This is a genomic window from Streptomyces sp. NPDC048349 (genome assembly GCF_040651925.1).
In the GTDB taxonomy this organism is placed as follows: domain Bacteria; phylum Actinomycetota; class Actinomycetes; order Streptomycetales; family Streptomycetaceae; genus Streptomyces.
Map to the genome: position 1 here is coordinate 88,210 of NZ_JBEZLA010000005.1, position 24,844 is coordinate 113,053.

A 24,844-nucleotide genomic window follows, 5' to 3' on the forward strand; every position below is an offset into this window, starting at 1 on the left:
GTGGAGGGGGCGGTGGGGAGGGTCCGGACCCGGTCCATCCGCTACCTTGTGCGAAGCACTGCACGTGCAGTGTTCACAGGACGTGCCGCATCCACCCAGGGACCGCCCATGCGCCAGAACCCGCAGCGCCGCGCCGCGCTGCTCGACGCAGCCATCGAAGTCCTCGCCCGCGAAGGCTCGCGCGGCCTGACGCTGCGCGCGGTGGACGCGGAGGCGGGCGTGCCCACGGGGACGACCTCGAACTACTTCGCCAACCGGGCCCAGTTGCTCGTCCAGATCCTGCACCGCACGCGGGAGCGGCTCGTCCCGGACCCGGCGGAGCTGACCGGCCCGCTGGACGCGGAGGTGCTGCTCGGCGGGCTGCTGGAGCGGATGCGCCGCGAGCGCAGCGTGCACATCTCCATGCTGGAGCTGCGCCTGGAGGCCACCCGGCGCCCCGAACTCCAGACGGAGCTGGCCGGGTTCCTGCGCACGGAGCTGGAGGCGAACGTCGCCTGGCACCTGGACTCGGGCCTGCCGGGCGACCGCCGGGGGGTGGTCCTGCTCTACCTGGCGATGCTGGGCCTGATGGTGGACGACCTGACCGTGCCGACCCTGCTGGACGACCACCCGGTGCAGGGCCTCATCGAGACGATGGCCGAACGCCTCCTGCCGCAGCAGCCGTAGCCACGGGGGCCGGCGGCGGCCGCCGCTCAGCCCGCGTGGTCGCGGATCACCCGGCGCGCCAACGCCGCCCGCACCGGGGCGAGTTCCGCGCCGATCGCGCCCGCCCGCGCCGTGTCGTGGACGACGCCCGCCGGATGCGGGCCGCCCGCGGCCGCGCAGCGGCGGCGCAGGTGCGTCGGCGGGTGCGTGGCGTCCACGCTGTGGCCGCGGCGCGCGGCCACCCGCCGCAGCCGCTCGTACTCGCGCTCCGGGACGGCGCCGCCATACGCGGCCACCCGCTCCCACAGCCCCTGCTCGGCCAGGTCGCGTGCCTCGCGCCCGCCGCGGCCGCCGCGCATCTGCGCCGCCACCGCCTCGCGCCGCAGCTCCGCCTCCACGGAGTCGCAGACGAGGAGCCGGTCCATCAGCCCGACGGCGGCCTGCGTGGACCCGGCCCGGGCCGCGCTCGCATCGGCCAGGTACTCCGCCCGCTGCGAGGCCCGCAGCGTCAGGCGGTCGAGCAGCAGGAGCAGCCCGTACACCGCCCACCGGGGCAGAAACGTCACCGCGTTCACGAACCGGTCCAGCAACTGCCGGGGGTCCGTGGGCGCCAGCACGTAGGACCAGACCGCCAGGGAGTGCAGTGCCCCGGCCGTCACCCGAGCGCGCCGCAGGTCGCCGTTGGCGAAATGGCCCAACTCGTGGCCCAGCAGGGCCACCCGCTCCTGCGGCGAGAGGATCTCCCAGAGGCCCAGCCCCAGGTACATCACCCGTCGCTGCCGCAGGCCGTAGGTGGTCACCGCCGCGTTCGCGACCGGCTGCACGACCACGGCGTGCACCCCGCCCGTCCCGACCGCGGCCCCGACCTCGTCGATCAGCTCGAACAGCCGCGGCGCGTCCGCCCGGTAGAGCACCGGCTCGTCCTGCGGCAGCCGCTGCGGGCGCGGCCGCAGGACCGCGGCGAGCCCCAGCAGCAGCACACCGGCCACCGGCTGTACCCCGGTCTCCCACCCCAGGACGACCAGCAGCACTCCCGCGAGCACCAGGATCGCCGTCAGCCCGTGCACCAGGAGCGAGACGCCGAAGGCCACCACCGTCGTCACGTCCCGCGCCTGCGGCGCACTGCCGTCCGCCCCGCGCTCCATCTCGGCCGAGAGCTGCTCCCCGTACTCCCGCGCCAGCCGCCGCCGCACGGCTGCGATCCGCCCGGGCTCCGGGTCCGGCGCGCCCGGGTCCACGTTCCAGTCGCAGGCCGCGCACCATTCGACGTACCGCTCGTCCACGGGCACGCCGTCCCCGCACTGCGGGCACTCCCGTGTCGGTGGCGCGGCCACGCCGCCGGCGATCTCCATGCATCCCTCCCCGCCGCGGGCCCCTCGGCTCCGCGGTCGGGGCAGCATAGACACGCCCCGGCCGTTTCGAGGACTCGGGTGGGATCCGGTGATCTTATGCTCAGGTTTACGCGAGTCCGCTTGGTTTTGCGGCTGATGAGCGACTTTGATGGCTTTGCCAGGCCTCGTACCGGAGCAGGGGGACTACTCATGGGCGCCGAAAGCCAGGACCACCACAGCCAGGAGCACGGTCACAAGGACACCACACCCACCCTGATCGGTTCCGTACAGCGCGCGCTGCGCCTCTTGGAGGCGATGTACGCGGAAGGCGGGGTGACGGCCAAGCGGCTCGCCCGGGTCACCGGGATCCCGCTGCCCACCGTCTACCACCTCCTGCGTACTCTCAGTCATGAGGGCTACGTGCTCCGCGAGGGCGGGTCGTTCAGACTCTCGGACGATCTCCCGCTCGCGTCGTGATCAAAATCCGACGGGTTCCGGCCAAGCTCTCGTGCGGTTCGGCGCATGTTCCAGCGGAAAATGCCAGAACCCCCTTCCGCTCTGTGGAAGTTGAGTAAGTTCCCTCCTGTCGCGCCGTACGACCGTGCACTCCGCACGTCCGGCCGGGAGGGGAGCCCGCGTGCCCGGGATCGACGAATGCCTGCTCGAAGCCATGGCCCTGCCTGGTGCGCGGGGGGCCGCGCTGGTCGACTGGAGCAGCGGACTGGCCCTCGGCACCGCGGGGGAGTCGCCCGTGGGGGACCACGAGACCACCGCCGCCGAGACCGCCGAGCTGGCCCGCGCGGCCGCCGAGTACGAGTCCTTCGCCCCGGCGCCCGACGCCCCGCCCGGCGCCGCCGCCCCCGGGGACGCCACCGGCCAGCCCGTCGAGGACCTGATCGTCACCACCCGCACCGGCTACCACGTGCTGCGCTTCGTCGAGACGAGCTTCGACAGCAGCGTCTTCCTGCACCTGTGGCTCGACCGCGCCGACGGCAACCTCGCCCTCGCACGCCACAGACTCCGCGCCCTGGCGGAAGGGCTGGTGCTCAGATGACGACCCCGACCGCGACCCCGTCCGTCGCCGTCTCCCCCCTCCTGACCCGGCTCGCCGCCGAACGCGCCACCGGCGCCCTGTTACGCGACCGCGGCACCCTCTTCCTGGAGAACGGCAACGTCGTCCACGCCGAGAGCCCCGCCACCCCCGGCCTGGACGTGCTGCTCACCACCGGCGGCGGCCTCGCCCCCGAGCGCTGGCGGGAGGCCGTGGACCGGGCCGGCGCCCGCCGCCAAGTGGCCCGCTTCCTCGTCGACAGCGGCGGCCTCGCGGGCGGGGAACTGGAGATCTGCCACCTCGCCGCCATCTTCGACGCCGCCTTCTTCGCCCTTTCCCCGGGCAGCGGCCCCTCCCGGTTCCGCCGCGGGGCCACCCACTGGATCGGCTCCGTCCGTTCCGTCCCGGCCGCCGCCGTCGAACGCGAGACCCGGCGCCGCAGGGAACTCCTCGACGCGGTCTGGCCCTACCCGCTGCTCGACACCGCCCCGGTGGTACCGCGGCCCGCCGCGCCCGGACAGACCGTCACCCCCCGGCAGCGGCTCCTCCTCGGCCACGCCGACGGCGTGCGCACGCCGGCCGACCTCGCGTGGGTGCTGGGCCGGCCCGCCTTCCACACGCTGCTCGACGTACGGCGCCTCGCGGCGGCCGGACTCGTCGAGACCCCGCACACCCCGGCCCCGGCCCCGGAAGCGGAACCCCTGCCCGACTGGATGACCCAGGCCCAATCCCCGGACGTGGCGCTGCTCCGCCGGTTACGCGACGCACTGGAGGCAAGCCTGTGAGGCTCCCGCTGCGACCGGCCCTGCGCGCCGACCGCTCCGAGCGGAGGCAGCCCGAAAGGAGAAAGGCCGACATGAGCACGGTGCCGCCCGAGGCGGAGGCCGAGATACTCGCCGAGCTCCGCAGGCTGCGGGCCCGCGTGCCCCAGCTCACCGGCGCCCTCGCCGCCAGCGCCGACGGCCTCGTGCTCGCCCAGGACAGCGCCGCCGCCGAGGGCGAGACCGTCGCCGCCCTGACCGCGGCCGCCCTCGGCGTCGCCCAGCGGCTGAGCGACAGCACCGGGCAGGGCGGATTCCGCGAACTCCTGGTGCGCGGCGAGCACGGCTACGTGGCCACCTACGCGGCCGGCGAGGCGGCCGTCCTGACCCTGACCGCGGAGACGCGCGTCAACGTCGGGCGCCTGCACCTCGAGGCCCGGCGCTCCAGCCTGCGCATAGCCGAGCTCCTCGACCACACCCTCGGGCGGCGGGGCGCCGGCTCCCGCCCGGCCCCGCCCCTCCCGCCGGTGCCACCCGCGCCGCCCGCCCTGCCCGCCTGACCCCGTACCAGCCGACACCAGGACCCCATCGGATCCGGTAACACCCAGCAGGAAACGAGAAAGAGGAACCAGTCATGGCAAACGTCGAGACCACCCTCAAGGAAGCCACCACCGTCATCGACGGCGCACTCGGCGCCGCCCTGGTCGACTACGGCAGCGGGATGGCCCTCGGTACCGTCGGCGGCGGCAAGGACCTGGACCTCGCGGTCGCCGCCGCGGGCAACACGGACGTGGTCCGCGCCAAGGTCCGCACGATGGAGATGCTGGGCCTCAACGACGAGATCGAGGACATCCTCATCACCTTGGGGAACCAGTACCACCTGATCCGCCTCTTGAAGGGCAGGGGATCCTCCGGCTTCTTCCTCTACCTCGCCCTCGACCGGGGGCGGGCCAACCTCGCGATGGCCCGCCACCAGCTGAAGAGGATCGAGGCGGAGCTGGAGATCTGACCGGGGGGCCTCCTCCCGGCCGCGCCCCTCCGGGCGCGGCAGCGCATCGTCGAGGTGGCGGGCGGCTGAATTCTTTGCCGTCCGCCCCGGCGATCGGCCGTGGTATGCCCGATATCGGAGGAGTCCATGATTCCGCCACCTAGTAAGATGCTGTGAGCAGCTGATCATCGACAAAGCACCAAAACGCTGGAGAACCCGCCACCCATGCCCCCGCGCCTGAGCATCGTCGTCCCCGTCTACAACGTCGAGCTCTACCTCGACGAGTGCCTGGAATCCATCGCCGCTCAGACCTTCGCGGACTTTGAGGCCATCCTCGTGGATGACGGGTCCACGGACAGCAGCGCCGTCATCGCCAAGGCGTTCGCCGCACGGGACAAGCGTTTCCGGGTGGTCATGCAGGAGAACGCCGGCCTCGGCGCCGCCCGCAACGCAGGCGCCCGCCATGCCCACAAGGACAGCGAGTACCTGGCCTTCGTCGACAGCGACGACACCATGCCGGACTACGCCTACCAGCGGATGATCGAAGCCCTCGACGAGACGGGCTCGGACTTCGCCGGCGGCAACGTGAAGCGCTTCCGCTCCGTCGGCATGCAGCAGTCCTGGGGCCACCGGGCGGCCTTCGCCAAGACGCAGCTGAAGACCCACATCTCCAAGTTCCCGGCGCTGGTCACCGACCGCACCGCGTGGAACAAGGTCTACCGGCGCACCTTCTGGGACGAGCACGGCTTCCAGTACCCGGAGGGCATCCTCTACGAGGACGCCCCGGTCAGCATCCCCGCGCACTACTTCGCGTCCAGCGTCGACATCCTCAGCGACTGCGTCTACCACTGGCGCGTCCGCGAGACCGGCGAGCGCTCCATCACCCAGCGCTCCACCGACCCGGTCTCCCTCATCGACCGTGTGAAGTCCGTACGCCTGGTCCGCGAGTCCCTCAAGGCCAAGCAGGGCGCCAAGTACGTCCGCTACCTGCGCGACTACGACTACAACGTGCTGAGCGAAGAACTCCCGCTCATCTACAAGTACGTCGGTGAGGGCGGCGCCGACTTCCGCGCCGCGTTCGTCAAGGAGGTCGGCGGGCTCGTCCGCGAGATCGGCACCGCCCCCTGGTCCGACCTGACCGTCGCCGACCGTCTGAAGGCCTTCCTCGCCAGCGAAGGCCGCGTCGAGGACTTCATCGCGCTCCAGAACCACCAGCGCGACTACCACTACAGCGTTCCGGTCAAGGGCATCGCCCGCCCGCAGGCCGACTACCCGTTCCTGCACGGCCGTCCGCCGGTCCCCGCCAAGATCCTCACCCTCGGCCCGCGCGAGCGCCGCGTCGTGAGCCGCCTGGAGCAGGCGGCCTGGGCCGACGGCAAGCTGCTCCTGCGCGGCTACGCCCTGCCCGGCCACCTCGGCGCGGAGAGCCGCCTCGGCTCCCGCAAGATGCTGATCTTCCGCGAGGGGGGCAAGCGCCGCCGCTCCGTCGTCTCCGCCCGCACGGTCGCCTCCCCGATGGCCACCGTGAAGGCCCCGCACCTCGCGCTGCGGCACGCCGACTGGGCCGGATTCACCGCGGTCGTCGACCCCTCGATCTTCCAGTCGGGCGGCAAGTGGCACGAAGGGATATGGACCACCTCCGTCGCCGTCACCGGCGCCGGCGGCCTGCACCGCGCCCGCCTCCGGGGCGGTGAGCACGACACCGGCCACAACCCGCCCGCGCACTGGGTGGCCCCCGACGTCCGGGTCGTCCCCGCCGTCAGCGGCGCCCTGACCATCCAGGTGGAGATCGTCCGCGCCCGCGCCCTGGACGTGCGCCCCGCCGGCGACGACGCCGTCGAGATCATCGGTGAGCTCGCCGCCGCGGTCGGCGCCGACGCCACCCTGCGCGCCGTCCACGTCTCCACCGAGACCACCCTCACCTTCCCGCTGGAGGCCGGCCCGGCCACCGCCGGCCGCATCCCCTTCACCGCCCGCGTGCCGCTGGCCGAACTGGGCTCCGTACCGGACGCCCCGTGCGAGCCCGGCGAGTGGACCCCGGAGCCCTGGAGCCTCTCCGTGATCGGCGCCGACGGCACCGAGCACCGCCTGGCCCACGACGAGCGCGGCGGCTTCGCCGGCCTGGTCCTGCCCCTGCCGGGCGGGGACGCGGACCGCGCCCTGTTCGCCAAGCGCGGCACCACCGGACACCTGACCCTCTCCGTGCAGCCCTCGCCGCCGCTGATCGACGCCGTCGAGGCCAAGGACGGCACGGTGAGCCTGCGCGGCCGGTTCGTCGCACCCACCGACGAGCCCTACGAACTGGTGCTGCACAACGCGCACGGCATGGAGTTCAGCTACCCGGTCACGCGCGACGGCGACACCTTCGAGACCACCTTCGAGCCCGTGCTCCCCGAGGCGTACGCGGGTCGCACCACGCTGCCCGAAGGCCGCTGGTGGCCCACCCTGCGCCCGGCCGCCCAGGGCGGTACGACCGCGGGCCTGCTCGGCGTCGACCGCGGCGCCCCCGTGCAGATGAGCCCCGGCCTGCTCTTCGCCGGACCGTACCCCCTCACCGTGGAGGGCCGCCGGATGCGGGTCGAGACCCGCTTCCACGACCGCATGGTGCTGGTCGCGGACCCGCTGCTCAGCCCGCACGACCGCTCCCGGTACGCCCAGCGCGTCGCCCGTTTCGAGACGTACCCGGCCCAGCGCGCCCTGCCCGTCAAGGACGTCGTCGTCTACGACACCTTCCAGGGCAACGGCGCCGGCGACTCCCCCCGCGCCATCCACGAGGAGCTGGTGCGCCGCGGCGAGAAGCTGGAGCACATCTGGCTGGTCCGCGACGGCCGCGCCGAGGTCCCGGCGACCGCCCGCGCCGTCCAGTACGGCAGCGTGGAGTCCTGGGAGCTGCTGGCCCGCGCCCGCTACTACGTGACCAACGACAACGTGCCGCTGCACTTCGAGCGCCGCGCCGGACAGGTCGTCGTCCAGACCTGGCACGGCACGCCGATCAAGCAGATCGGCCACGACTTCGTGCACGACTACTACACGAGCCCGGAGATCCTGGAGGGGCTGGCGCACGACAGCGCCCAGTGGACCCTGCTCGCCTCCCCGAGCTCGTACGCGACGCCCGTCCTCAAGCGCGCCCTCGGCTACGACGGCGAGGTCATCGAGGCCGGTGCTCCGCGGACGGACGCACTGGTACGGCCCGACGCGGACCGGATCGCCGAGGTCCGGCGCCGGCTCGGCCTGCCCGAGGGCAAGAAGGTCGTCCTCTACATGCCCACCTGGCGGGAGAACTGCGAGGGATGGTCGGGCGGCTACAAGCTCGACCTGCGGATCGACCTGGAGCAGGCACGCCGCGAGCTGGGCGAGGACCACGTCCTGCTGGTCCGCGGCCACCACCACGTGGGCGAGCAGGTCCGCGAGGGCGTGCGCGACGGATTCGTCGTCGACGTCTCCCGCTGGCCCGACGCCACCGACCTGCTGCTGGTCGCCGACGTGCTGATCTCGGACTACTCCTCCGCGCTCTTCGACTTCGCGCTCACCGACCGGCCGATCCTGCTCTTCACGTACGACCTGGCGCACTACAAGAGCACCCTGCGCGGCTTCAACTTCGACCTCGAGGCCAAGGCCCCCGGCCCGCTGCTGGCGGACTCGGCGAGCCTGATCGAGGCCGTGCGCAACGCGGACGCCCTGGGCGGGCAGTACGCACAGGCCCGCGCGGCGTTCCGCGAGGAGTTCTGCGACCTGGACGACGGCCACGCCACCGAGCGCGTCGTCGACCGCATGCTCGCCATGGGCGCCGAGCCCGCGAAGTAGGCAGAACCGGCGAATCCGCCGCCGAACGCAGACCGGCCCCGGACCCACCGATGGATTTCGGGGGCCCGGGGCCGGTCCGTAGGTGACACGAAGACGCTGGACGTGGCGCCGATGCGGTGGGCGGCCGACGGGGCCTCGGGCTGACCGGCCCGCCACCCGCTAGACGGCCGCGATCCGGGTCAGCAGCTTCGGCAGGGCGGTGCCGATGGGCTCGCGCACGACCTCGTGGGCGAGGGAGTCGTACGGGGTCTCCTCGGCGTTCACGATGATCAGCCGGGCCCCGGCCTCCGCCGCCATCCCGGCCAGCGAGGCGGCGGGCTGCACCTGCAGGGTCGACCCGACGGCGATGAAGACCTGGCAGCCCTTGGCCACGGCCATCGCCTGGCCCAGAACCCCGGGGTCGAGCCGCTCGCCGAACATCACGGTCGCCGCCTTGAGGATCCCGCCGCACGCCAGGCAGGCGGGGTCCGGCTCCCCGGCGGCGACCCGGGCGAGCGCCTCGTCCATGCCCGTCCGGGCGCGGCAGGCCGTGCACACCACCGAGCGGGCGGTGCCGTGCAGCTCGAACACCTTGCGGGCGGGCATCCCGGCCAGCTGGTGCAGACCGTCCACGTTCTGCGTGATGACCCGCACCGGGGTCCCGCCGCGCTCGAGCTCCGCCACCGCCAGGTGCGCGGCATTGGGCCGCGGCTCGAGGGCGCCGAGCTCGGCCCGCATCAGCCAGGACCGGCGCCGGATCTCCGGATCGGCCATGTAGTACTCGTACGTCACGAGCTTCTCGGCGTCGGGATCGCGCCGCCACAGTCCCTGCGGCCCCCGGTAGTCCGGAATACCGGAGTCGGTGGACATCCCGGCCCCACTGAACACTGCGACGAGCGGCTTTCCCATGATCCGACCCTACGTACGGGTTCCGGGCGCCCGCGACCCGTTTTCGGCCCCGCCGGACGACCGCATGAACGGACGACCGGATCCAGGTCACCGAGGGTCCGTCTCAGGCGGCGGCCGCGCCACCCGTTCGGCCGTCTGCGGTGCATCAGGCCCTCCACAGGGGTGAGATCCGGGCCACGGCCCTCCCTCCGGTCCCGACGGGCGGGTACAAACCCGGCATGAAGCTCAAGCCGTACAGCCTTGGCGTCCTGCTGCTGACCCTGCTGGCGCCGGCGACCCTGCCGGCCGTTCCCGCCCTCGCCGCGCCGGCGCCGGCCCCCCCGGTCCCGCAGTCGCACACCGCCGACGTGATCGTCGGCTTCCTCACCGATTTCTACGGCGAACACGGTCCGACCCTGCACGACCGCGAGACCCGGGTCTCCCAGCTGCTCAAGGACAAACAGAAGGAGAGCCCGAACGCCGACGTCCTGCTCTGCGCCCAGAACGAGCCGCAGGGCATCGTGGTCGGGCCGGCCACCGTCGCCCAGTCGGCCGGGGTCGGCTGGGCCACCGTCACCACCCTCTGGGACGCCGGGCGCACCGACACCTTCACCGTGTACGTGCGCCTCGACTCCCAGCCCATCCGGGTGGACGACGTGATCTGCGCGGGCTGAACCCGGGGGCTGCTACAACATTCGGCATGACGGAATTCGAGATCACCGGCGCGAGCGCCGCGGACATGGAGACGATGCGGGACTGGGCCGACGCAGAGGGCTGGAACCCGGGGGACTCGGACCGGTTCGCCTTCGCGGTCGCCGACCCGGAGGGCTTCCTCGTCGGCCGGCTCGACGGCGCACCGGTCGCCTGCATCTCCGCGGTCCGCTACGGCGACGGCTTCGGGTTCATCGGCTTCTACATCGCCCGCCCCGCCTTCCGGGGCCAGGGCTACGGCATCCGGCTCTGGGAAGCGGCGATGGAGCGGCTCGAGGGGCGGCTCATCGGCCTGGACGGGGTCGTCGAACAGCAGGACAACTACCGCAGGTCCGGCTTCCGCCACGCCTGGAACAACGTCCGCCACGAAGGCGTCCCGCACGGGGATGCGCCGGGTGGCGACGGCGTCCAGGTGGTGGACGCGGCCTCGCTGCCCTTCGGGCAACTCGCGTCCTACGACCGCCGGTTCTTCCCCGAGGCGCGCGACGCCTTCCTCTCCGCCTGGACCGCGCTGCCCGGCCGGACGGCCCTGGCTGCGGTCCGCGGGGGACGCATCGAGGGGATCGGCGTCGTCCGGCCGTCCAGCGGAGCCTCCCGGCTCGGCCCCCTGTACGCAGCCACCCCCGGTGTCGCGGCCGCCCTGCTGCGCGCACTCGCGGAGCACGCGCCCGGCGGGCTCGTGTCCGTGGACGTACCGGACGCGAACCCGCAGGCCGCCCCCCTGTGCGCGGACCTCGGGCTGGTACCGGTGTTCGAGACCGCCAGGATGTACACCGGCCCCGCCCCGGCGCTCGAACTGGCCGGTCTCTACGGGGTCACCAGCCTCGAACTGGGCTGACCCGTGCGAGGGTTGCCCGGCCGGGCGGCTGTCGACGTGGCGCCCGGCCGGGGCGGTTGCGAGTCCCCGTCAGAAGGCGAACAGCGCACCGCTGGTGTTGCGCATGCCGCACGGGTTGGCGAAGGTGTAGGCGTAGGTGAGGCGACGGCCCTGCCACACGCCGTCGGCCGTCACGGTCATCGGGTTCCACTCCCTGGTACACGGGATGCCGGGCTCGGGCGCCGCGAGGGCGTCCAGCGCGGGCGCGTTCGACCGTAATTCCGCACAGGCGGCGGCCGGGTTCGGGTGCGTCCCGCCCGGCGTCGGCGCACACACCAGCGTCACCGCGCGCAGGACGGTGCCGGTCGCGGTGTCGTCCCCGGCGGTGATGCCGAGGACGAGCGCGGACGGGGCGTACAGGCTTTCCGTGCCGGAGGGGGCGGCTCCGGCCGACCCGGGCCAGGCCAGCGCGGTGAGCGCGGTGAGCGCCATGGCGGCGGAACCGAGCCCGAGACCCCTGGTGATGGACCGCATTTCGAACACTCCCTTGGGTGGCTGTTTCGGATAGCGGACAGAGTCTTGCCCACGGGAGCCATGAACGCCCGTTCGCACCCTCGTTTTCCGTCACCGATCGTGTGCGAATGAGTGCAGACCGCAGCGGTGCGGCACGGGCTGACCTGTGGGGGAGCGGCCCGCCGAATCGGCCGAACAACTACCGGAGACACGTGCGAAACCTGTGCGAAAAACTGGATCGGGACAGGTGCCGGCCCGCTGAGGCCTGCCCGGTCAGCCCGCCGAGGCGTGCGGGGCGTACAGGTCGAGCAGACGCGTGCGGGTCTGGTGCAGCCGCAGCGCCAGGACCCGCCCGACCCAGTGACCGATCGCGGAGCCGAACGCGGGATCGGCGTCCATGAGCATCCGTACCCCCGCTCCGTCGAACTCGTAGGCGCGCACCGGCGTCATCGCCTCGGCGCTCAGCTGCCACGCGTACGGGGGGAACAGCCACGACCAGCCCACCAGCTCCCCGGGACCGAGGTTCTCCACGGGCGCCGGCCGGCGGCGGCCCGTCACGGGGATCTGCAGGGTCACCGTGCCGGAACGCACGATCCAGAAGGACTCCGCGCGGGTGCCTTCCTCGAAGATCCGCGCGCCCTCGGGAAAATTGACCTCGCGGGCCTGGGACATCAGCCGGCCGCGATGCTCGGTGGACAGCACGGCAGCCATCCGGACGGGGGAAGGTGTGCTCACGACGGCCTCCGATCACGACCCCCCACGGCACTGCTACACCCAGTGTCGCCGACGCCGCCCGATCCGGACCGGATCGGACGGCGGCTTCTTCCGTGCTTCTTCATCGTGCTGCCTCCGTGCTGCCTCCGTCCCTCCTGCAGGCCTCTTCAGGCGGCGCCGGCCCCTGCGCTACTCCTCGGCGTTCGCCTCCAGGCAGGCCAGCTCCATGGCGTCCAGCACCGCCTCGTGGCTGCGCCCGCTCAGCTCGGCGACGTTTTCGATCTGCGCCGTCGCCCAGGCCGCCAGCGTCATCGCGAGCACCCGCAGCCCGTCGGTGCCGTGCTCGGCCAGGATCCCGTCGGCGACGAGCATGGCCTCCTCGGGCACCTGCTCCGGTGGCTCGAGGCCGGCGAGGCCGCGCAGCATCGCGAGGGTGCGGCGCGAGATCTCCGGGGTCAGCCCCGCCAGCCGCATGTCCTCTTCTTCGTCCATCCGCCCCACCCCTCCACCTGCCCGTGCCGTGCCCGTCACCCGGCACCTCAGGGCACCGTAGAGGGACGCGGCCGGGTGCGGGGCCGTTTCGCCAGGGTGACGCCGACCGGTCACCGACCGGCCGGTAACCGCACCGGCTGCACCAAGTGGGGTGAACCGAAGGCCGATTCGCCCTAGGGTGCGCCCGTACGCATGGCCGCACCCCCGTCCGGCGGAGTGCGGCCATGACCCGGCGGCCCCGCACCGCACGGCCGCACGGCACACCGAACTGGGGGGTTCATGCGTAGATCCAGACGACTGGCGGCCGCTCTCGCCCTGTCCCTGGCCGCAGCCGGCGCCGGGCTGGGCCCCGGCCTCGTCCCGCAGGCCGCGGCCATCACCCCGCCCGTGGCGTTCACCGCCGACGCGCTGGCGACCTGGCAGCCCAACGGCGTGGTCTGGGCCCTCGCCGAGGCGGGCGGCAAGGTCTTCGTCGGCGGCACCTTCTCCGCCGTACGCCCGCCCGCGGGCGGCTCCGGCAGCGAGCAGCCGGCCGTGAACTTCGCGGCGCTCGACGCCGCCACCGGCGCCCCGACCTCCTGTGCGCTGTCCTTCACCCTCGGCTCCGGCAGCGCCACCGTCCGCGCGCTCACCCTCTCGCCCGACAAGCAGACCCTGTACGCGGGCGGGTACTTCGGAGCCGTCAACGGCACCCCGGTCTCCAGCCTCGCCGCCATCGACGTCGCCACCTGCACCGTGAAGCCCGGCTTCCGGCCCGCCTTCGCGGCCACCGTACGGGCCCTGGCGGTCACCGGGGACACCGTCTACGCGGGGGGCGACTTCCTCAGCGTGGCCGGCCAGAAGCGCGAGCGCTTCGCCGCGGTCGACGCGGCCGACGGCTCCCTGCGGCCCTTCACCGCCAACGCCGACGAGCCCGGCCGCGCCGTCGAGGTCACCCCCGACGGCACCGGCGTGGTGCTCGGCGGCGACTTCTTCACCGTCAACGGGACGAACACGCACGCACTGGCCGTCGTGAACGCGACGACCGGGGCACTGACCACGTCCTACCCCGGCTTCATCGAGACCAACTCGGTCGTCAAGGACATCGCGACCGACGCGACCGGGTTCTACACCGCCAACGAGGGCACGGGCGGCGGCGTCTTCGACGGCCGGATCGCACTTGACCTCTCCGACTTCCGCCAGCGCTGGCGCGACACCTGCCTCGGCGCGACCCAGGCCGTACTCCCGTACCAGGGCGTGCTCTACAGCGCCTCGCACGCCCACGACTGCTCCGGCGTCGGCGAGTTCCCCGACGGCCAGCGCCATCACCTGCTCGCCCAGCCCACCAGCGGAACCGGCAAACTGGGGTGGGCCCCCGACACCAACGACGGCATCGGCGAGGGCATCGGCCCCCGTGTGATGACAGTCGGTTCCAAGGGCGGCGTCCAGTACCTGTGGGTCGGCGGCGAGTTCACCACCGTCAACGGCGCGGCGCAGCAGAGCCTGACGCGCTTCGCGTCCACCGGGGACACCGGTGCGCCCACTGTGCCCGTCGCCAGTGCCGTCAGCTTCAAGCCCGGGGAGGCACAGGTGCGCTGGCGCACCAGCCTCGACCTCGACGACAGCGCGCTGACCTACAGGATCTACCGCAACGGGGCGGCCCTGCCGATCGCCACGGTCACCGCCGACTCGCTGTTCTTCCGCCGTCCCCAGGCCTCCTGGACCGACACCACCGTGACCCCGGGACAGACGTACATGTACCGGGTGACCGCGACCGACGCGGCCGGGAACACCAGCGGCCTGTCGGGCACCGCGAGCGTCACGGTCCCGGCCTCGGTGGACGGCTACCCGAACCAGGTGCGCGCCGACGGCGCCCAGCAGTACTGGCGCTACGACGAGTCCGCCCTGCCCTTCGTCGCCGACTCCTCGGCCGGCGGCAACCAGAGCGGCGTACACCTGAACGCCCCCGCCCTGCGCCGGACGCCCGGCGCGGTCTCCGGCGCGAGCACGGCGATCGGCTTCAACGGTACGGACACCCAGGTGTACGGGGACAGGCGCCAGACCGTGGGCGGCACCTACTCCATCGAGACCTGGTTCAAGACGAACACCACCCGCGGCGGCAAGCTCTTCGGCTTCGGGAACAACCAGGCGCGCGGCAGCAGCCAGTACGACAAGCACCTCTACATGACCAACGACGGCCGACTGGTCTTCGGCGTCTACACCGGAGCCACCCGCACCGTCACCACCAGCGCCGCCTACAACGACGACCAGTGGCACCACGCCGTCGCCACCCAGGGGCCCGGCGGGATGACCCTGTACGTGGACGGCGCGCAGAAGGGCACGCTGAACGTCACGGCGCACGAGAACTTCTCGGGCTACTGGCACGCCGGCGGCGACAGCCTCGGCGGCTGGCCGGACCGCCCGACGAGCGAGTACTGGGCGGGCCGGCTCGACGAGACCGCCGTCTACCCGACCGTCCTGAGCGCGGCGCAGGTGCAGCACCACTACGCCCTCGCCACCGCCCCGGCCGACTCGGTGGTGGAGGTGAGCGCCGCGGAGGACACCTACGCCAACGCGGGTGCGGCCGACACCGCCTACGGGACCTCGAGCTCGCTCGCCGTGCGGGGCACCTCGTTCTACGCGAGCTACCTCCGCTTCCAGCTGCCCGCCGCGCCCGCGGGCACGGTGCTGAAGTCGGCGAGCCTCGGCATCAAGACGAGCACGACGAGCGGCGCCGGAACGGCGGACACCGTCTCCGTCGTCCCGGTCACCGGGTCGTGGACCGAGGGCGGCACGACGTACGCCAACCGCCCCGCCCTGGGCGGTCCGGCCGTCGGCAGCTTCGCGGGCATCCCGGACGGCTCGGCGGTGCACACCGCGGGGCTGGACACCCAGGCCGTGGCCGCGGCCCTCGGCGGGAGCTACAGCCTGGCCCTGACCGGCGCCGGTACGGACGCGCTGTGGCTGTGGTCCTCGGAGGCGCAGGCCAACGAGGGCACCCCGCGGCTGACGCTGACCTTCGGCGCGCCGTGAGGGGCGCGGGGGGGGGGGGGGGGGGGGGCCCCGCCCCCCCCCCCCCCCCCCCCCCAACGCCCCCGCCGTGACGCTGCGCCCCGGCCCACTGCCAGGAGACGGGCGTCGCCGCGCTCACCCGATGCCGTGTCCGTGGCCGTGGCCGGGTCTGTGGCCGTGGCCGGAGCCCGCGCCGCCGCCGGACTCCCAGCGGACCTCGCCGTCCTGGCGGTACGCCGTCGGGCGCAGCCCACAGGCGGCCGCGACGGCCGCCGAGGCGGCGTGGTCCGGGTGCACGTGGGCGAACAGCACGCCCACGGGCAGCTGCGTCAGCCAGTCCGCGAGGGCCCGGGCCGCCTCCTTGGCGAACCCCTGGCCCTGCCAGGGGGTGCCGACGGTCCAGGCCAGCTCGGCCCGGTCGAGGGCCGGGGCGAGGGTGGCCTGGACGGTGCCGACCAGCTTTCCCGGCCCGCGCAGCCGCAGCACCCAGTTGGCCCAGACGACCGCCGGGTCGGGGGAGCCGGCGGCGAGCCGCTCGTAGCGGGCGCGCAGCGCGCGAGACGTCGGCGGGGCGCCGCCGGTGAAGGCGTGGAGGCCGGGATCGGCCAGCACGAGCGCCATCTCCTCGGCGTGCGCGGGGTGCAGCGGGACCAGGTCCAGGCGCCGGGTGGCGAGCACCAGCGGCTGTACGACGGACCGGCGGACCTTGCCGGCCGCGCCCGGGCGGGGAACGCCGTCCACGGCCACGCAGATCCCGAACACCCTGTCGTGTCCCGTCCAGCCGTTCACGCGGCCCCGGTTGTTGCTGATCTGCACGCGCCGGCGGGCGCCGTCCACGGCCGACACCAGGTGCAGGTACACCGAGCCCGCGACACGGGCCAGGACGATGTCGCCGGTCTCGAGCAGGACCGGGTCGGCCGGCGCGACCCGGACGACCTGCCGGTTGTGGATCAGGGGCGCCATCGATGCGCCGGCCGGCCGGAACTCCACGGTCTCGCCCCGGCCGACACGGTCCGCGAGTGCTTCGAGCATGCCCATCCGCCGAGTGTCCCGGTGCGGGGCGGCGCGGGCCACCGGTTTTGTCCGGCCGGCGGCGGCGTCCACGGCGGGGGCGGCGGTGGACGGCGCCGGTGGTCAGCGCGGGGGTTCCACCTCGAGGAAGCGGCGCCGGCGCGGGCCCCGGTAGAGGAGGCAGACCCAGCCCAGCCGTTCCAGTACGGACGCGCAGGCCGTCAGCCGCTCCTGCTCTTCCTCGGCCGCGCCGCCTCCCCTGGGTCCGGCCCAGGTCACCTCGACCCGCCCCGGCTCCGGGCCGGCGGCCACGCGGTAGCCCGTACGCGTCGGCCGCCCCTCCGCGTCCGCCGCCGACGGCGTGATCCCCGAGGCCTCCAGTGCGAGGGCCACGGCACGCGCCGGCCGCCGCACCTCCCAGGGCGCGGGAACCGCCTCGCCCGCCGGGCCGTTGACCAGGCGGCGGATCTGCAGCATCCCCTCGTAGGCCGTGCGCAGCTCCGCCGCCCGGCCGGCGTCCGGCGGGGCCGGGCCGTCGCCGGTCGCAGGCTCGAAGCCCTGTCCGGGTACCGCCATCACCCACCACCGTCCCCGCCCGCGGCGCCCGGTGGCCACCGCGCGTCGTTGAGTCTGCCTACGTCGTCCGTCTGAGTACCTCGTGCCCAACGGCCTGAGTATCCGCGCCGATTCCCCGGCGCGCCGCCGCTGGTCGAATGGATACATGATCTCCGAGGCCCCCAGCAGCGCGCCCGCCCGCCCGCGCATGCAGCACGTCACCACCGCGGGCTCGGCCCTGGCCGTCGCCCTGGTCCCGCTCGTCGTCGGCGTGCTGCTCGCCAAGGCCATGGCCGCCGACCCGATGACCCCGGTCAACGCCCTCATCGCGGGCGGCGGCCAGCGGGCCGCGCTGCCCCGGGGCGAATGGCGCCGCCGCGGCCGCAGCACCGTGCACCGGCTGCGCACCGCCCGCCGCGAGACGGTCCGCCGGTGCGCCTCCGCCTGCGGCCGCCGGCCCTGACCCACCGGTCCCGGCCCTCCGGAAGCGGTTCCGGGCCCCGTACCGCGCCCGGCCTCGTTCAGCGCCCGTACTGCCGCAGGCACAGATCGACGATGGACGGCGGAATCGCGCCCTCCGCGGCCGCGCACAGCTCGTCCCCGCCCGCAGGCGGCGCAGGACGCCGCACGGGGTGCACCAGCGCGGGCTTCGCGGAGCGCAGGCGCCGGGGAGGCGCCGCCGGCTTGTCCGGCCGGGAGGCGGGCGGCCGGACGGCCCTGGCCGCGGGCCGCGCCTGCGAAGGGTCCGGACCCGGGGCCTGCGCAGGCGTCGGCAGCTCACCCAGCGGCAGGGGCGAGCTCAGGGGCACCGGCACGCGAGGCGGTGCCTCGGGCGCGGCGGCCCGCGGTACCGGACCACCCGGTGGGAGCGGAGCCCCGTCCTGCGGGCCGACGGATACGCAGCCGGCGCTCGCCAGGAGCGCGAGGAGGGAGAGGGGCACGGCCCGGCGTAACTGCATCCGACCACCTTGCCGTACCGCCCGGCCGCCCAGGTCCCCCGCCTCACGCGTCCGAGTGACGGGGCCCCCGGCAGGCAGGGAGCGGGCAGGCCGGAGAATGGGCACGGCAGTGCGGGTGACGGGGGAGGCGCGACCCCCGGCGCCCCGCCCCGCCGAGCCCTGCCCGCCGACCAGCCCGTACGGAGAACCGACCCATGAGCTCAGCCGCCGCGCCCGGCCCCCCTGCGTCGAACCCCGGTCCCGAGACCGGAACCGGCGCGCCCCCGGATCTCCGGCCGTCCGGTGACGGGCCCGCCTGGAAGGGCTGGACGGCCGTCTGCGCCGTCGCCCTCGGGATCTTCTGCCTGATCACCTCCGAACTGCTGCCCGTCGGCCTGCTCACCCCCGTCGGGGCCGACCTCGGGGTCTCGGACGGGACCGCCGGGCTGATGGTCACCGTGCCCGGCCTGGTCGCCGGGTTCTGCGCGCCCCTGGTCACCGTCGGGGCCGGCCGGCTCGACCGGCGGCTTGTGCTGTGCGTGCTCATCGGCCTCATGGGCGCCGCCAACCTCGCCGCCGCCCTCGCCCCCACCTTCGCCGTCGTCCTCGCGGCCCGGGTGCTCGTGGGCGTGAGCGTCGGAGGGTTCTGGGCCGTCGCGGGCGGCCTCGCCGTACGGCTCGTCCCCCCGCCCCACGTCGGCCGGGCCACCGCACTGGTCTTCGGCGGCGTGCCCACCGCCTCCGTGCTCGGCGTCCCCGCCGGCACGCTGCTCGGTGAACTCGGCGGCTGGCGCACCGCCTTCGCGGCCGTCGGCGCCCTCGGCCTCGTCGCCCTGACCGCGCTGCTCCTGCTGCTGCCCCCGCTGCCGCCGACCGGGCAGATCACCTTCGCCCGACTCCCCGCGCTGCTCCGCTCGAACCCCGGCGTCCGCGCCGGGGTCGTGGTCACCTTCCTCGTGGTGACCGGGCAGTTCGCCGCCTACACCTTCGTGCGCCCCATCCTCCAGGACGTCTCCGGCATCGACGCCGCGTACGTGAGCACCCTCCTCCTCGGCTACGGCGTCGCGGGCGTGGCCGGAAACTTCCTGGCAGGCGCCCACGGCGCGCACCGGACGCTGCTCACCGTCAGCGCCTGCCTGACCGTGATCCTCTCCCTGATCGCCGTCCTCCCCGGAGCCGTCGCCGGGACCGCGCTGCTGCTCGCCTGGGGCCTCGCGTACGGCGGCGTCTCGGTGAGCCTGCAGAGGTGGATGCTCATCTGCGCCCCGGCCTCGGCCGAGGCCGCCACCTCGCTCATGGTCGCCATGTTCAACCTGGCCATAGCGGCGGGCGCGTTGCTCGGCGGCCTCGCGGTCGACGGCCTCGCGGCCCCCGCCGCCCCGCTCTTCGGCGCCGCCCTGATGCTGCTGGCCGCGGGCACCGTCTGGACCACGTCGATCCGTCGGCGGCCCGGCAGAACGGATGGACGAGGGCAGACCGGACACCCGGCTTGACCTGGGCCGTCATGGAGGGCGAGAGTGCGCCGATCGAGATCCACCGCTTGAGCAGCGTTTCGGAGAGGCCTCAGATGTCCCAGCCGGGCAGACACCGCGCCCACGCCTCCGACGAGAGCGCGGGCGGCCCCGATGACCATCTGTTCGTACGCCCGTACGTCGCCTCCCCGGGCGCGCCCTCCCGGTCGAGCGCGACGCCTGCCTGGCCGCACTCCGGCCCGCTCCTGTTCCCGGACCCGGAGCCGTCCCCCCGCCCTGCTCCCTCCGCGGCGGCTGCGGCCCCCGCTTCCCGCGGCGCGGGCCGGCGCGGCGGCGGGCCGGCGGCGACCGTCGCCACCCTGCTCGGGCTGGCCGCCGCCGGCGGGATCGTCCTCGTGCTGACCGGCTCCGAGCCGGAACCGCCGCCCCGCTCCGGGCGGCCGCCCGAGCTGTCCGTGCCGGTGCTCCCGGCGCGCAGTCCGGGCGCGGGCGAGCCCGGCCCCGACGCATCCGGACGGTCCGCCGCGCCCTCGGCCAAGGCTTCGGCCTCCGCCTCGCCGGGAGCGTCCACTCCGGCCGCGGGACAGAGCTCGAAGCCGCCCTCGCCCAGTGCGGCGGCCGGACGGCTGTCGGTCCCCGCGGCGACGCTGCGCATGGGGGACCGCGGGCCCGAGGTGCGGGCCCTGCAGGAACTGCTCTTCGGGCAGGGGTTCACGTACGTCTCGGTCACCGGCGTGTACGACGGCCAGACCAAGCGCGGTGTCAGCCAGCTCCAGCGCGACCGGGACATCAAGGGCGACCCGGCGGGCGTCTACGGCCCGGCCACCCAGGCGGCCCTCGACTGACGATCCGCCCGGCGACGGCCCGACCCCGCCCCCGGGGCCGTCGCCCCCGCCCCGGGGCCGCCGGCCCCCGCCCTGGGACGAGGTGACATGCGGGACTCCCGGGTGCCGGGGAAATGTCCGGGGCGAGCCCCGACGGGCCCCGCGAGCCGGCTCCTTAGCACCGCGAAAAGCGCTGGACCAGTGGAAATGGCGGCGCCGAGAGTAGGTGTCACCGCGACATCCGCACGTCCGAGGGGGACCTTCCATGTCGACTTTGCGCGTCACCGCAGAAGAGCTGACCGTCCATGAGCATCCGAACGCCGATGCGTTGGAGCTGGCCCAGGTGGGTCTCTACCGCGCCGTGGTCGCCAAGGGCGCCTACCGCACCGGTGACTTCGCCCTCTACATACCCGAGCAGGCGGTCCTGCCGGCCGGGTTGATCGAGGAGCTCGGCCTGACCGGGCGGCTCGCCGGCAGCTCCGCCGACCGCGTCAAGGCGGTCCGGCTGCGCGGGGAGCTCTCGCAGGGGCTGGTGTGCCGGCCGCGCTCGCTCGCCGGCGTCGACCTCGTGCAGGCGGCCAAGGAGGGCACGGACTTCGCGGAACTGCTCGGCATCACCAAATGGGCGCCGCCCGTCCCGACCACGATGAACGGCGAGGTGGAGTCGGCCCCGGATCTGATGCCGTGGGTGGACATCGAGAACCTCCAGCGCTACCCGCACGTCTTCGAGCCCGGTGAGCCCGTCGTCCTCACCGAGAAGCTGCACGGCACCGCCTGCCTGTTCACGTACGTCGCCCGGGACGAGCGGGTCCTGGTCTCCTCGAAGGGGTTCGGCGCGAAGGGGCTCGCGCTCTGCGAGGACGAGCGCAACGTGTACTGGCGGGCCGTGCGCGGCCACGGCGTACCGGCGGTCGCGGCCGCCCTGGCCGCGCGGCTCGGCGCGTCGCGGATCGGGATCTTCGGCGAGGTGTACGGCGCGGGCGTCCAGGACCTGGCGTACGGAACGGACGTGCGCAGCGCCGACACGCCGCCGGGGTACGCGGTCTTCGACGTGTCCGCGGAGATCGACGGCCAGGTGCGGTGGCTGGAACCGGAGGCGGTGCTGGCGGACGGTGAACTGCCGGTGGTGCCGCGGCTGTACGAGGGCCCGTACGCCCTCGACAAGGTGTTGGAGGTGGCCAGCGGCCGGGAGACCGTGTCCGGGCGGGGCCTGCACCTGCGCGAGGGGGTCGTCATCCGTCCGGCGGCGGAGCGCTACAGCCCGGTCGTGGGCGGCCGCGCGATCGCCAAGGCGGTCAGCCCGGCCTACCTGACCCGCAAGGGCGGCACGGAGTACGAGTGACGGCTCCGCGCCGGGGGCGTGACCCCCGGCCGGGGCGTGACCCCGTGCCCGGGGCGTGACCCCCGGCCGGGGCGTGGCCCCGTGCAGGGGCGTGACCCCCGGCCGGGGCGTGACCCCGCGCCGGCGGCCGGACCCCGTCCAGCGCCCTGCCCCGTCCAGCGGCTGACCCTGAGCCAGGGGCCTGATCCGCAGCGGGGACCGGCCGGCCGAGCAGCCCCTAAAGGCCCGCCTTGCGGACCTCCAGGGCCGTGTGCCAGCCCGGGGGTTCGCTGTGACGCCCGGGGGGCACGCGGCGGCCGCCCGTCGCGAAGAAGGCGGAGAGGGGCAGGGTGGCGGCGCCGACCGTGACGGCATCGGGGCCCAGGGAGCCCAGGCCGACGGTGACCCGGCCGGCCGGGTGGCGCAGGGCGTAGCGGGTCGCGTGCTCCCGTACCGTCGGGAGGATGTGGGGGCCGAGCATCAGGCCCGCCCAGCCGCCGATCAGGATGCGCTCCGGCTGGAACAGGTTGATCAGGTCCGACAGCCCCGCTCCCAGGTACTCCGCGGTCTCCTCCAGCACGTCCCGCGCCACCGGGTCCCCGGAACCGGCCGCCGCCAGCAGGGCCGAGAGCGCCTCCTCCTCGTCCACGGAGCCCACCGGGCGCCCGCCCGGGGCGCCGCCGCGTTCCGCCCAGCGCCCCAGCAGGGCCTCGGCCCCCGTATACGCCTCGAGGCAGCCCAGCGCCCCGCACCGGCAGCGCCGGCCGCGTACCGCGACCGTCAGGTGGCCCCACTCCAGCGGGGTCCCCTCCGTCGTCCCGCCCTCCGGCGAGCCGTCGGTGATCAGGCTGGCGCCGACCCCCGAGCCGAAGAGCACGACGACGGCCTCCCGGGCCCCGCGCCCCGCGCCGAACCACATCTCCGCCTGGCCGAGCGTCCGCGCCCCGTTGTCGATGATGTACGGGACCCCCTCGGGCAGGGCTCCGGTGGCGCGCAGCAGCTCCTCCAGCGGGACGGCGTCCCAGCCGATGGTCTGGCTGTGCACCACGGCCCCGCCCGGTGCGTCGCGGTCCACGATGCCCGGAACGCCGACGCCCACGCCCAGCAGCCGCTCCGTGCCGGTCCCGGCCTCGGCGAGTACGGCGGCGATCCCGTTGCGGATGTGGTCGACGATGGGGCCGACGTCGTAACAGCCGCGCGGCAGCAACGGCAGCTCGGTGCGCGCCAGTTCGGTCAGCGTGAGGTCGAACAGCTCGACGCGGACCCGGGTTTCGCCGACGTCGACGCCGATCATGTGGCCACTGCCGGGCGCCACCCTCAGCAGGGTGCGGGGCCGTCCGCCGTCGGAGTCGACGATCCCGGCCTCCTCCAGGAGCCCGTCCGCCACGAGCTCCCCGACGACGTTGCTGACGGATCCGGAGCTCAGCCCCGTGGCCGGCCCGAGTTCCTGGCGGCTCATCGGCCCGCCGAAGTACAGCCGTTGGAGGACCGCACTTCGGTTCCCCCGCCGCAGGTCCCGCACCGTTCGCCCGCTACGCCCCGTGGTCATCCGGCCCCTTCCGCAGTGACATCGCTCGCAACATACCCTTGCGCGACCCCTTGACGCGACCCTTTCACGAGGCTTAACTCACGTCCTAAATTAAGGCGGAGGCCTGGACGGAGTACCCCGCGTCGGCCTTCCCCGACCCCGCCGAAAGGGACCCGAGCCGCCATGCGCAGAACCAGAGCCGCCGCCGCTGTCGCAGTCTCCCTGCTCGCCACCGCCGCCACCGCCTGCGGCGGCGGATCCGCGGACACCGGGGGCGGTACGAACACGGCGCCCAGAGAGCTCACCTACTGGGCCTCCAACCAGGGACCCGACCTCGCGGCGGACCAGGCGACGCTCGGGCCGGAGCTGAAGAAGTTCGAACAGCAGACCGGCATCAAGGTCAAGCTCGAGGTCGTCCCCTGGTCGGACCTGCTCAACCGGATCCTCGCCGCCACCGCCTCCGGACAGGGCCCGGACGTCCTCAACATCGGCAACACGTGGTCCTCCTCGCTCCAGGCCACCGGGGCCCTGCTCCCCTGGGACGCGAAGAACTTCGAGGCGATCGGCGGCAGGGACCGCTTCGTCGAGTCGGCCATCGGCTCGGCAGGCGCCGCCGGCAAGGACCCGGCGGCCGTGCCGCTCTACTCCATGTCGTACGCCCTCTACTACAACAAGAAGATGTTCCATGAGGCGGGCATCGCCAAGCCCCCGGCCACCTGGGACGAGCTGGTCGCCATCGGCCGCCGGCTGTCCGGGGACGGCAAGTGGGCCCTGGGCGCCGAGGGTTCGAACCCCGCCAACAACGTCCACCAGGCCTTCGTCCTGTCCAAGCAGCACGGAGCAGAGTTCTTCGACGCCGCCGGCAAGCCCACCTTCGACGCCCCCGGCAACGTCGCGGCCGTCAAGCAGTACGTCGACCTGATGGCCAGGGACAAGGTCATCGCGCCCGGCAACGCCGAGTACGACAAGAACCAGTCCCTCCAGGACTTCGCCAACGGCAAGACCGCCATGGTCCTGTGGCAGAGCGCGGCCGGCAGCTTCAAGGCGCACGGAATGAAGGAGGGGGACTGGGGGGTCGCCCCGGTCCCGGTCCCGGCCGGCGGCACCCCGGGCACCGGCCGCACCACCAACTCCATGGTCGCCGGCATCAACCTGGCCGTCTTCAAGAACACCGACAACATCGACGGCGCCCTGAAGTTCGTGAAGTTCATGACCAGCGACGAAGAGCAGAAGATCCTCAACAAGACCTACGGATCCGTCCCGCCGGTCAAGGCCGCCCAGAGCGACCCGTCCTTCGCCACCGAGGACCTCACCGTGCTCCGCACCACCCTCGCCACCAGCGCCGCCCCGCTCCCGCAGGTACCCGAGGAGTCCCAGTTCGAGACCGCCGTCGGCACGGCGGTCAAGGAGCTCTTCGCCGATGCGGCCGCCGGCCGGCCGGTGACCACCGAGTCGGTCAAGGCGAAGCTCACCAAGGCCCAGCAGCAGATGCCGAACTGAGCCGCGCCCG

General features: G+C 74.0%; 24 protein-coding genes. 15 read left to right on the forward strand and 9 right to left on the reverse strand.

Annotated elements, in window-relative coordinates; all coding sequences use genetic code 11:
- The first annotated feature begins 108 nt into the window (after positions 1-108).
- Positions 109-666, forward strand: coding sequence for a TetR family transcriptional regulator (locus AB0D44_RS05365; protein WP_362584683.1), 558 nt, complete (start codon positions 109-111; stop codon positions 664-666).
- A 26-nt stretch (positions 667-692) separates the two neighbouring features.
- Here AB0D44_RS05365 and AB0D44_RS05370 read toward each other — a convergent pair whose 3' ends face one another.
- Positions 693-1,997, reverse strand: a complete 1,305-nt coding sequence (locus AB0D44_RS05370) for a M48 family metallopeptidase (protein ID WP_362584686.1) — start codon at positions 1,995-1,997, stop codon at positions 693-695.
- A gap of 189 nt (positions 1,998-2,186) precedes the next feature.
- On the opposite strand from AB0D44_RS05370, the gene AB0D44_RS05375 reads away from it, so the two are divergent.
- The 6 genes from AB0D44_RS05375 to AB0D44_RS05400 all read left to right on the forward strand — a co-directional run bounded on the left by AB0D44_RS05375 (position 2,187) and on the right by AB0D44_RS05400 (position 8,580).
- Positions 2,187-2,453, forward strand: a complete 267-nt coding sequence (locus AB0D44_RS05375; protein ID WP_362584689.1) for a helix-turn-helix domain-containing protein — start codon at positions 2,187-2,189, stop codon at positions 2,451-2,453.
- 160 nt (positions 2,454-2,613) lie between these two features.
- Positions 2,614-3,030, forward strand: a complete 417-nt coding sequence (locus AB0D44_RS05380) for a hypothetical protein (protein ID WP_362584692.1) — start codon at positions 2,614-2,616, stop codon at positions 3,028-3,030.
- Positions 3,027-3,812: a transcriptional regulator gene (locus tag AB0D44_RS05385; RefSeq protein ID WP_362584694.1), complete on the forward strand. Its 786-nt coding sequence runs from the start codon at positions 3,027-3,029 to the stop codon at positions 3,810-3,812. Before AB0D44_RS05380 ends, AB0D44_RS05385 begins: the two co-directional genes overlap by 4 nt.
- A gap of 71 nt (positions 3,813-3,883) precedes the next feature.
- Positions 3,884-4,348 carry a roadblock/LC7 domain-containing protein gene (locus AB0D44_RS05390; RefSeq protein ID WP_362584696.1) on the forward strand — a complete coding sequence of 155 codons (465 nt, stop codon included), beginning with the start codon at positions 3,884-3,886 and terminating at the stop codon, positions 4,346-4,348.
- 74 nt (positions 4,349-4,422) lie between these two features.
- Complete coding sequence (locus tag AB0D44_RS05395) at positions 4,423-4,797, forward strand: hypothetical protein (protein ID WP_362584699.1); 375 nt, start codon at positions 4,423-4,425, stop codon at positions 4,795-4,797.
- Positions 4,798-5,001: 204 nt separating this feature from the next.
- Positions 5,002-8,580 carry a bifunctional glycosyltransferase family 2 protein/CDP-glycerol:glycerophosphate glycerophosphotransferase gene (locus AB0D44_RS05400; protein ID WP_362584701.1) on the forward strand — a complete coding sequence of 1,193 codons (3,579 nt, stop codon included), beginning with the start codon at positions 5,002-5,004 and terminating at the stop codon, positions 8,578-8,580.
- Between the two features lie 159 nt (positions 8,581-8,739).
- On the opposite strand, the gene AB0D44_RS05405 is transcribed toward AB0D44_RS05400, so the two are convergent.
- On the reverse strand, positions 8,740-9,468 hold the full coding sequence (locus AB0D44_RS05405) for a Sir2 family NAD-dependent protein deacetylase (RefSeq protein WP_362584704.1): 729 nt from the start codon (positions 9,466-9,468) through the stop codon (positions 8,740-8,742).
- 218 nt (positions 9,469-9,686) lie between these two features.
- On the opposite strand from AB0D44_RS05405, the gene AB0D44_RS05410 reads away from it, so the two are divergent.
- Positions 9,687-10,121 (forward strand): hypothetical protein, encoded by a 435-nt coding sequence (locus AB0D44_RS05410; protein WP_362584706.1) that lies wholly within the window; start codon positions 9,687-9,689, stop codon positions 10,119-10,121.
- Positions 10,122-10,147: 26 nt separating this feature from the next.
- On the forward strand, positions 10,148-10,996 hold the full coding sequence (locus AB0D44_RS05415; RefSeq protein ID WP_362584709.1) for a GNAT family N-acetyltransferase: 849 nt from the start codon (positions 10,148-10,150) through the stop codon (positions 10,994-10,996).
- Between the two features lie 69 nt (positions 10,997-11,065).
- Here AB0D44_RS05415 and AB0D44_RS05420 read toward each other — a convergent pair whose 3' ends face one another.
- The 3 genes from AB0D44_RS05420 to AB0D44_RS05430 form a co-directional block, all read right to left on the reverse strand.
- Positions 11,066-11,509 carry an SSI family serine proteinase inhibitor gene (locus AB0D44_RS05420; protein WP_362584712.1) on the reverse strand — a complete coding sequence of 148 codons (444 nt, stop codon included), beginning with the start codon at positions 11,507-11,509 and terminating at the stop codon, positions 11,066-11,068.
- 252 nt (positions 11,510-11,761) lie between these two features.
- Positions 11,762-12,223, reverse strand: coding sequence for a cyclic nucleotide-binding domain-containing protein (locus AB0D44_RS05425; protein WP_362584715.1), 462 nt, complete (start codon positions 12,221-12,223; stop codon positions 11,762-11,764).
- A gap of 168 nt (positions 12,224-12,391) precedes the next feature.
- Positions 12,392-12,694 carry a hypothetical protein gene (locus tag AB0D44_RS05430; protein WP_362584718.1) on the reverse strand — a complete coding sequence of 101 codons (303 nt, stop codon included), beginning with the start codon at positions 12,692-12,694 and terminating at the stop codon, positions 12,392-12,394.
- Between the two features lie 279 nt (positions 12,695-12,973).
- Here AB0D44_RS05430 and AB0D44_RS05435 point away from each other — a divergent pair, with 279 nt between their 5' ends.
- Positions 12,974-15,706: a DNRLRE domain-containing protein gene (locus AB0D44_RS05435; protein ID WP_362584720.1), complete on the forward strand. Its 2,733-nt coding sequence runs from the start codon at positions 12,974-12,976 to the stop codon at positions 15,704-15,706.
- 114 nt (positions 15,707-15,820) lie between these two features.
- Here the strand turns inward: AB0D44_RS05435 and AB0D44_RS05440 are convergent, their stop codons facing one another.
- Together AB0D44_RS05440 and AB0D44_RS05445 are read right to left on the reverse strand one after the other, a co-directional pair.
- Complete coding sequence (locus tag AB0D44_RS05440) at positions 15,821-16,366, reverse strand: GNAT family N-acetyltransferase (RefSeq protein ID WP_362584884.1); 546 nt, start codon at positions 16,364-16,366, stop codon at positions 15,821-15,823.
- A gap of 453 nt (positions 16,367-16,819) precedes the next feature.
- Complete coding sequence (locus AB0D44_RS05445; protein ID WP_362584723.1) at positions 16,820-17,272, reverse strand: hypothetical protein; 453 nt, start codon at positions 17,270-17,272, stop codon at positions 16,820-16,822.
- A 145-nt stretch (positions 17,273-17,417) separates the two neighbouring features.
- Here AB0D44_RS05445 and AB0D44_RS05450 point away from each other — a divergent pair, with 145 nt between their 5' ends.
- Positions 17,418-17,714 carry a hypothetical protein gene (locus AB0D44_RS05450; protein ID WP_362584726.1) on the forward strand — a complete coding sequence of 99 codons (297 nt, stop codon included), beginning with the start codon at positions 17,418-17,420 and terminating at the stop codon, positions 17,712-17,714.
- 58 nt (positions 17,715-17,772) lie between these two features.
- On the opposite strand, the gene AB0D44_RS05455 is transcribed toward AB0D44_RS05450, so the two are convergent.
- A complete protein-coding gene (locus tag AB0D44_RS05455; RefSeq protein ID WP_362584729.1) occupies positions 17,773-18,210 on the reverse strand; it encodes a hypothetical protein in 438 nt (145 codons plus the stop codon).
- Between the two features lie 194 nt (positions 18,211-18,404).
- Between AB0D44_RS05455 and AB0D44_RS05460 the strand changes: the two genes are divergently transcribed.
- The 3 genes from AB0D44_RS05460 (at position 18,405) to AB0D44_RS05470 (ending at position 21,827) form a co-directional block, all read left to right on the forward strand.
- The gene (locus AB0D44_RS05460; RefSeq protein WP_362584732.1) at positions 18,405-19,682 is read left to right on the forward strand and encodes an MFS transporter; all 1,278 of its coding nucleotides are present in this window, start codon (positions 18,405-18,407) and stop codon (positions 19,680-19,682) included.
- A gap of 74 nt (positions 19,683-19,756) precedes the next feature.
- Positions 19,757-20,506: a peptidoglycan-binding domain-containing protein gene (locus AB0D44_RS05465; protein WP_362584735.1), complete on the forward strand. Its 750-nt coding sequence runs from the start codon at positions 19,757-19,759 to the stop codon at positions 20,504-20,506.
- A gap of 244 nt (positions 20,507-20,750) precedes the next feature.
- Positions 20,751-21,827, forward strand: coding sequence for an RNA ligase (ATP) (locus tag AB0D44_RS05470; protein ID WP_362584738.1), 1,077 nt, complete (start codon positions 20,751-20,753; stop codon positions 21,825-21,827).
- A 217-nt stretch (positions 21,828-22,044) separates the two neighbouring features.
- Here the strand turns inward: AB0D44_RS05470 and AB0D44_RS05475 are convergent, their stop codons facing one another.
- A complete protein-coding gene (locus tag AB0D44_RS05475) occupies positions 22,045-23,355 on the reverse strand; it encodes an ROK family transcriptional regulator (protein WP_362584740.1) in 1,311 nt (436 codons plus the stop codon).
- A gap of 162 nt (positions 23,356-23,517) precedes the next feature.
- Between AB0D44_RS05475 and AB0D44_RS05480 the strand changes: the two genes are divergently transcribed.
- Entirely contained in the window at positions 23,518-24,834 is a 1,317-nt protein-coding gene (locus AB0D44_RS05480; RefSeq protein ID WP_362584742.1) for a sugar ABC transporter substrate-binding protein, read from the forward strand.
- Positions 24,835-24,844 lie beyond the last annotated feature (10 nt).

Excerpts from the sequence above, each read along its gene's own strand:
- AB0D44_RS05365 (WP_362584683.1), top strand. The coding sequence starts at position 109 with ATGCGCCAGAACCCGCAGCGCCGCGCCGCGCTGCTCGACGCAGCCATC.
- AB0D44_RS05370 (WP_362584686.1), bottom strand. The coding sequence starts at position 1,997 with ATGGAGATCGCCGGCGGCGTGGCCGCGCCACCGACACGGGAGTGCCCG.
- AB0D44_RS05375 (WP_362584689.1), top strand. The coding sequence starts at position 2,187 with ATGGGCGCCGAAAGCCAGGACCACCACAGCCAGGAGCACGGTCACAAG.
- AB0D44_RS05385 (WP_362584694.1), top strand. The coding sequence starts at position 3,027 with ATGACGACCCCGACCGCGACCCCGTCCGTCGCCGTCTCCCCCCTCCTG.
- AB0D44_RS05390 (WP_362584696.1), top strand. The coding sequence starts at position 3,884 with ATGAGCACGGTGCCGCCCGAGGCGGAGGCCGAGATACTCGCCGAGCTC.
- AB0D44_RS05395 (WP_362584699.1), top strand. The coding sequence starts at position 4,423 with ATGGCAAACGTCGAGACCACCCTCAAGGAAGCCACCACCGTCATCGAC.
- AB0D44_RS05400 (WP_362584701.1), top strand. The coding sequence starts at position 5,002 with ATGCCCCCGCGCCTGAGCATCGTCGTCCCCGTCTACAACGTCGAGCTC.
- AB0D44_RS05405 (WP_362584704.1), bottom strand. The coding sequence starts at position 9,468 with ATGGGAAAGCCGCTCGTCGCAGTGTTCAGTGGGGCCGGGATGTCCACC.
- AB0D44_RS05410 (WP_362584706.1), top strand. The coding sequence starts at position 9,687 with ATGAAGCTCAAGCCGTACAGCCTTGGCGTCCTGCTGCTGACCCTGCTG.
- AB0D44_RS05415 (WP_362584709.1), top strand. The coding sequence starts at position 10,148 with ATGACGGAATTCGAGATCACCGGCGCGAGCGCCGCGGACATGGAGACG.
- AB0D44_RS05420 (WP_362584712.1), bottom strand. The coding sequence starts at position 11,509 with ATGCGGTCCATCACCAGGGGTCTCGGGCTCGGTTCCGCCGCCATGGCG.
- AB0D44_RS05430 (WP_362584718.1), bottom strand. The coding sequence starts at position 12,694 with ATGGACGAAGAAGAGGACATGCGGCTGGCGGGGCTGACCCCGGAGATC.
- AB0D44_RS05435 (WP_362584720.1), top strand. The coding sequence starts at position 12,974 with ATGCGTAGATCCAGACGACTGGCGGCCGCTCTCGCCCTGTCCCTGGCC.
- AB0D44_RS05445 (WP_362584723.1), bottom strand. The coding sequence starts at position 17,272 with ATGGCGGTACCCGGACAGGGCTTCGAGCCTGCGACCGGCGACGGCCCG.
- AB0D44_RS05450 (WP_362584726.1), top strand. The coding sequence starts at position 17,418 with ATGATCTCCGAGGCCCCCAGCAGCGCGCCCGCCCGCCCGCGCATGCAG.
- AB0D44_RS05455 (WP_362584729.1), bottom strand. The coding sequence starts at position 18,210 with ATGCAGTTACGCCGGGCCGTGCCCCTCTCCCTCCTCGCGCTCCTGGCG.
- AB0D44_RS05460 (WP_362584732.1), top strand. The coding sequence starts at position 18,405 with ATGAGCTCAGCCGCCGCGCCCGGCCCCCCTGCGTCGAACCCCGGTCCC.
- AB0D44_RS05465 (WP_362584735.1), top strand. The coding sequence starts at position 19,757 with ATGTCCCAGCCGGGCAGACACCGCGCCCACGCCTCCGACGAGAGCGCG.
- AB0D44_RS05470 (WP_362584738.1), top strand. The coding sequence starts at position 20,751 with ATGTCGACTTTGCGCGTCACCGCAGAAGAGCTGACCGTCCATGAGCAT.
- AB0D44_RS05475 (WP_362584740.1), bottom strand. The coding sequence starts at position 23,355 with ATGACCACGGGGCGTAGCGGGCGAACGGTGCGGGACCTGCGGCGGGGG.
- AB0D44_RS05480 (WP_362584742.1), top strand. The coding sequence starts at position 23,518 with ATGCGCAGAACCAGAGCCGCCGCCGCTGTCGCAGTCTCCCTGCTCGCC.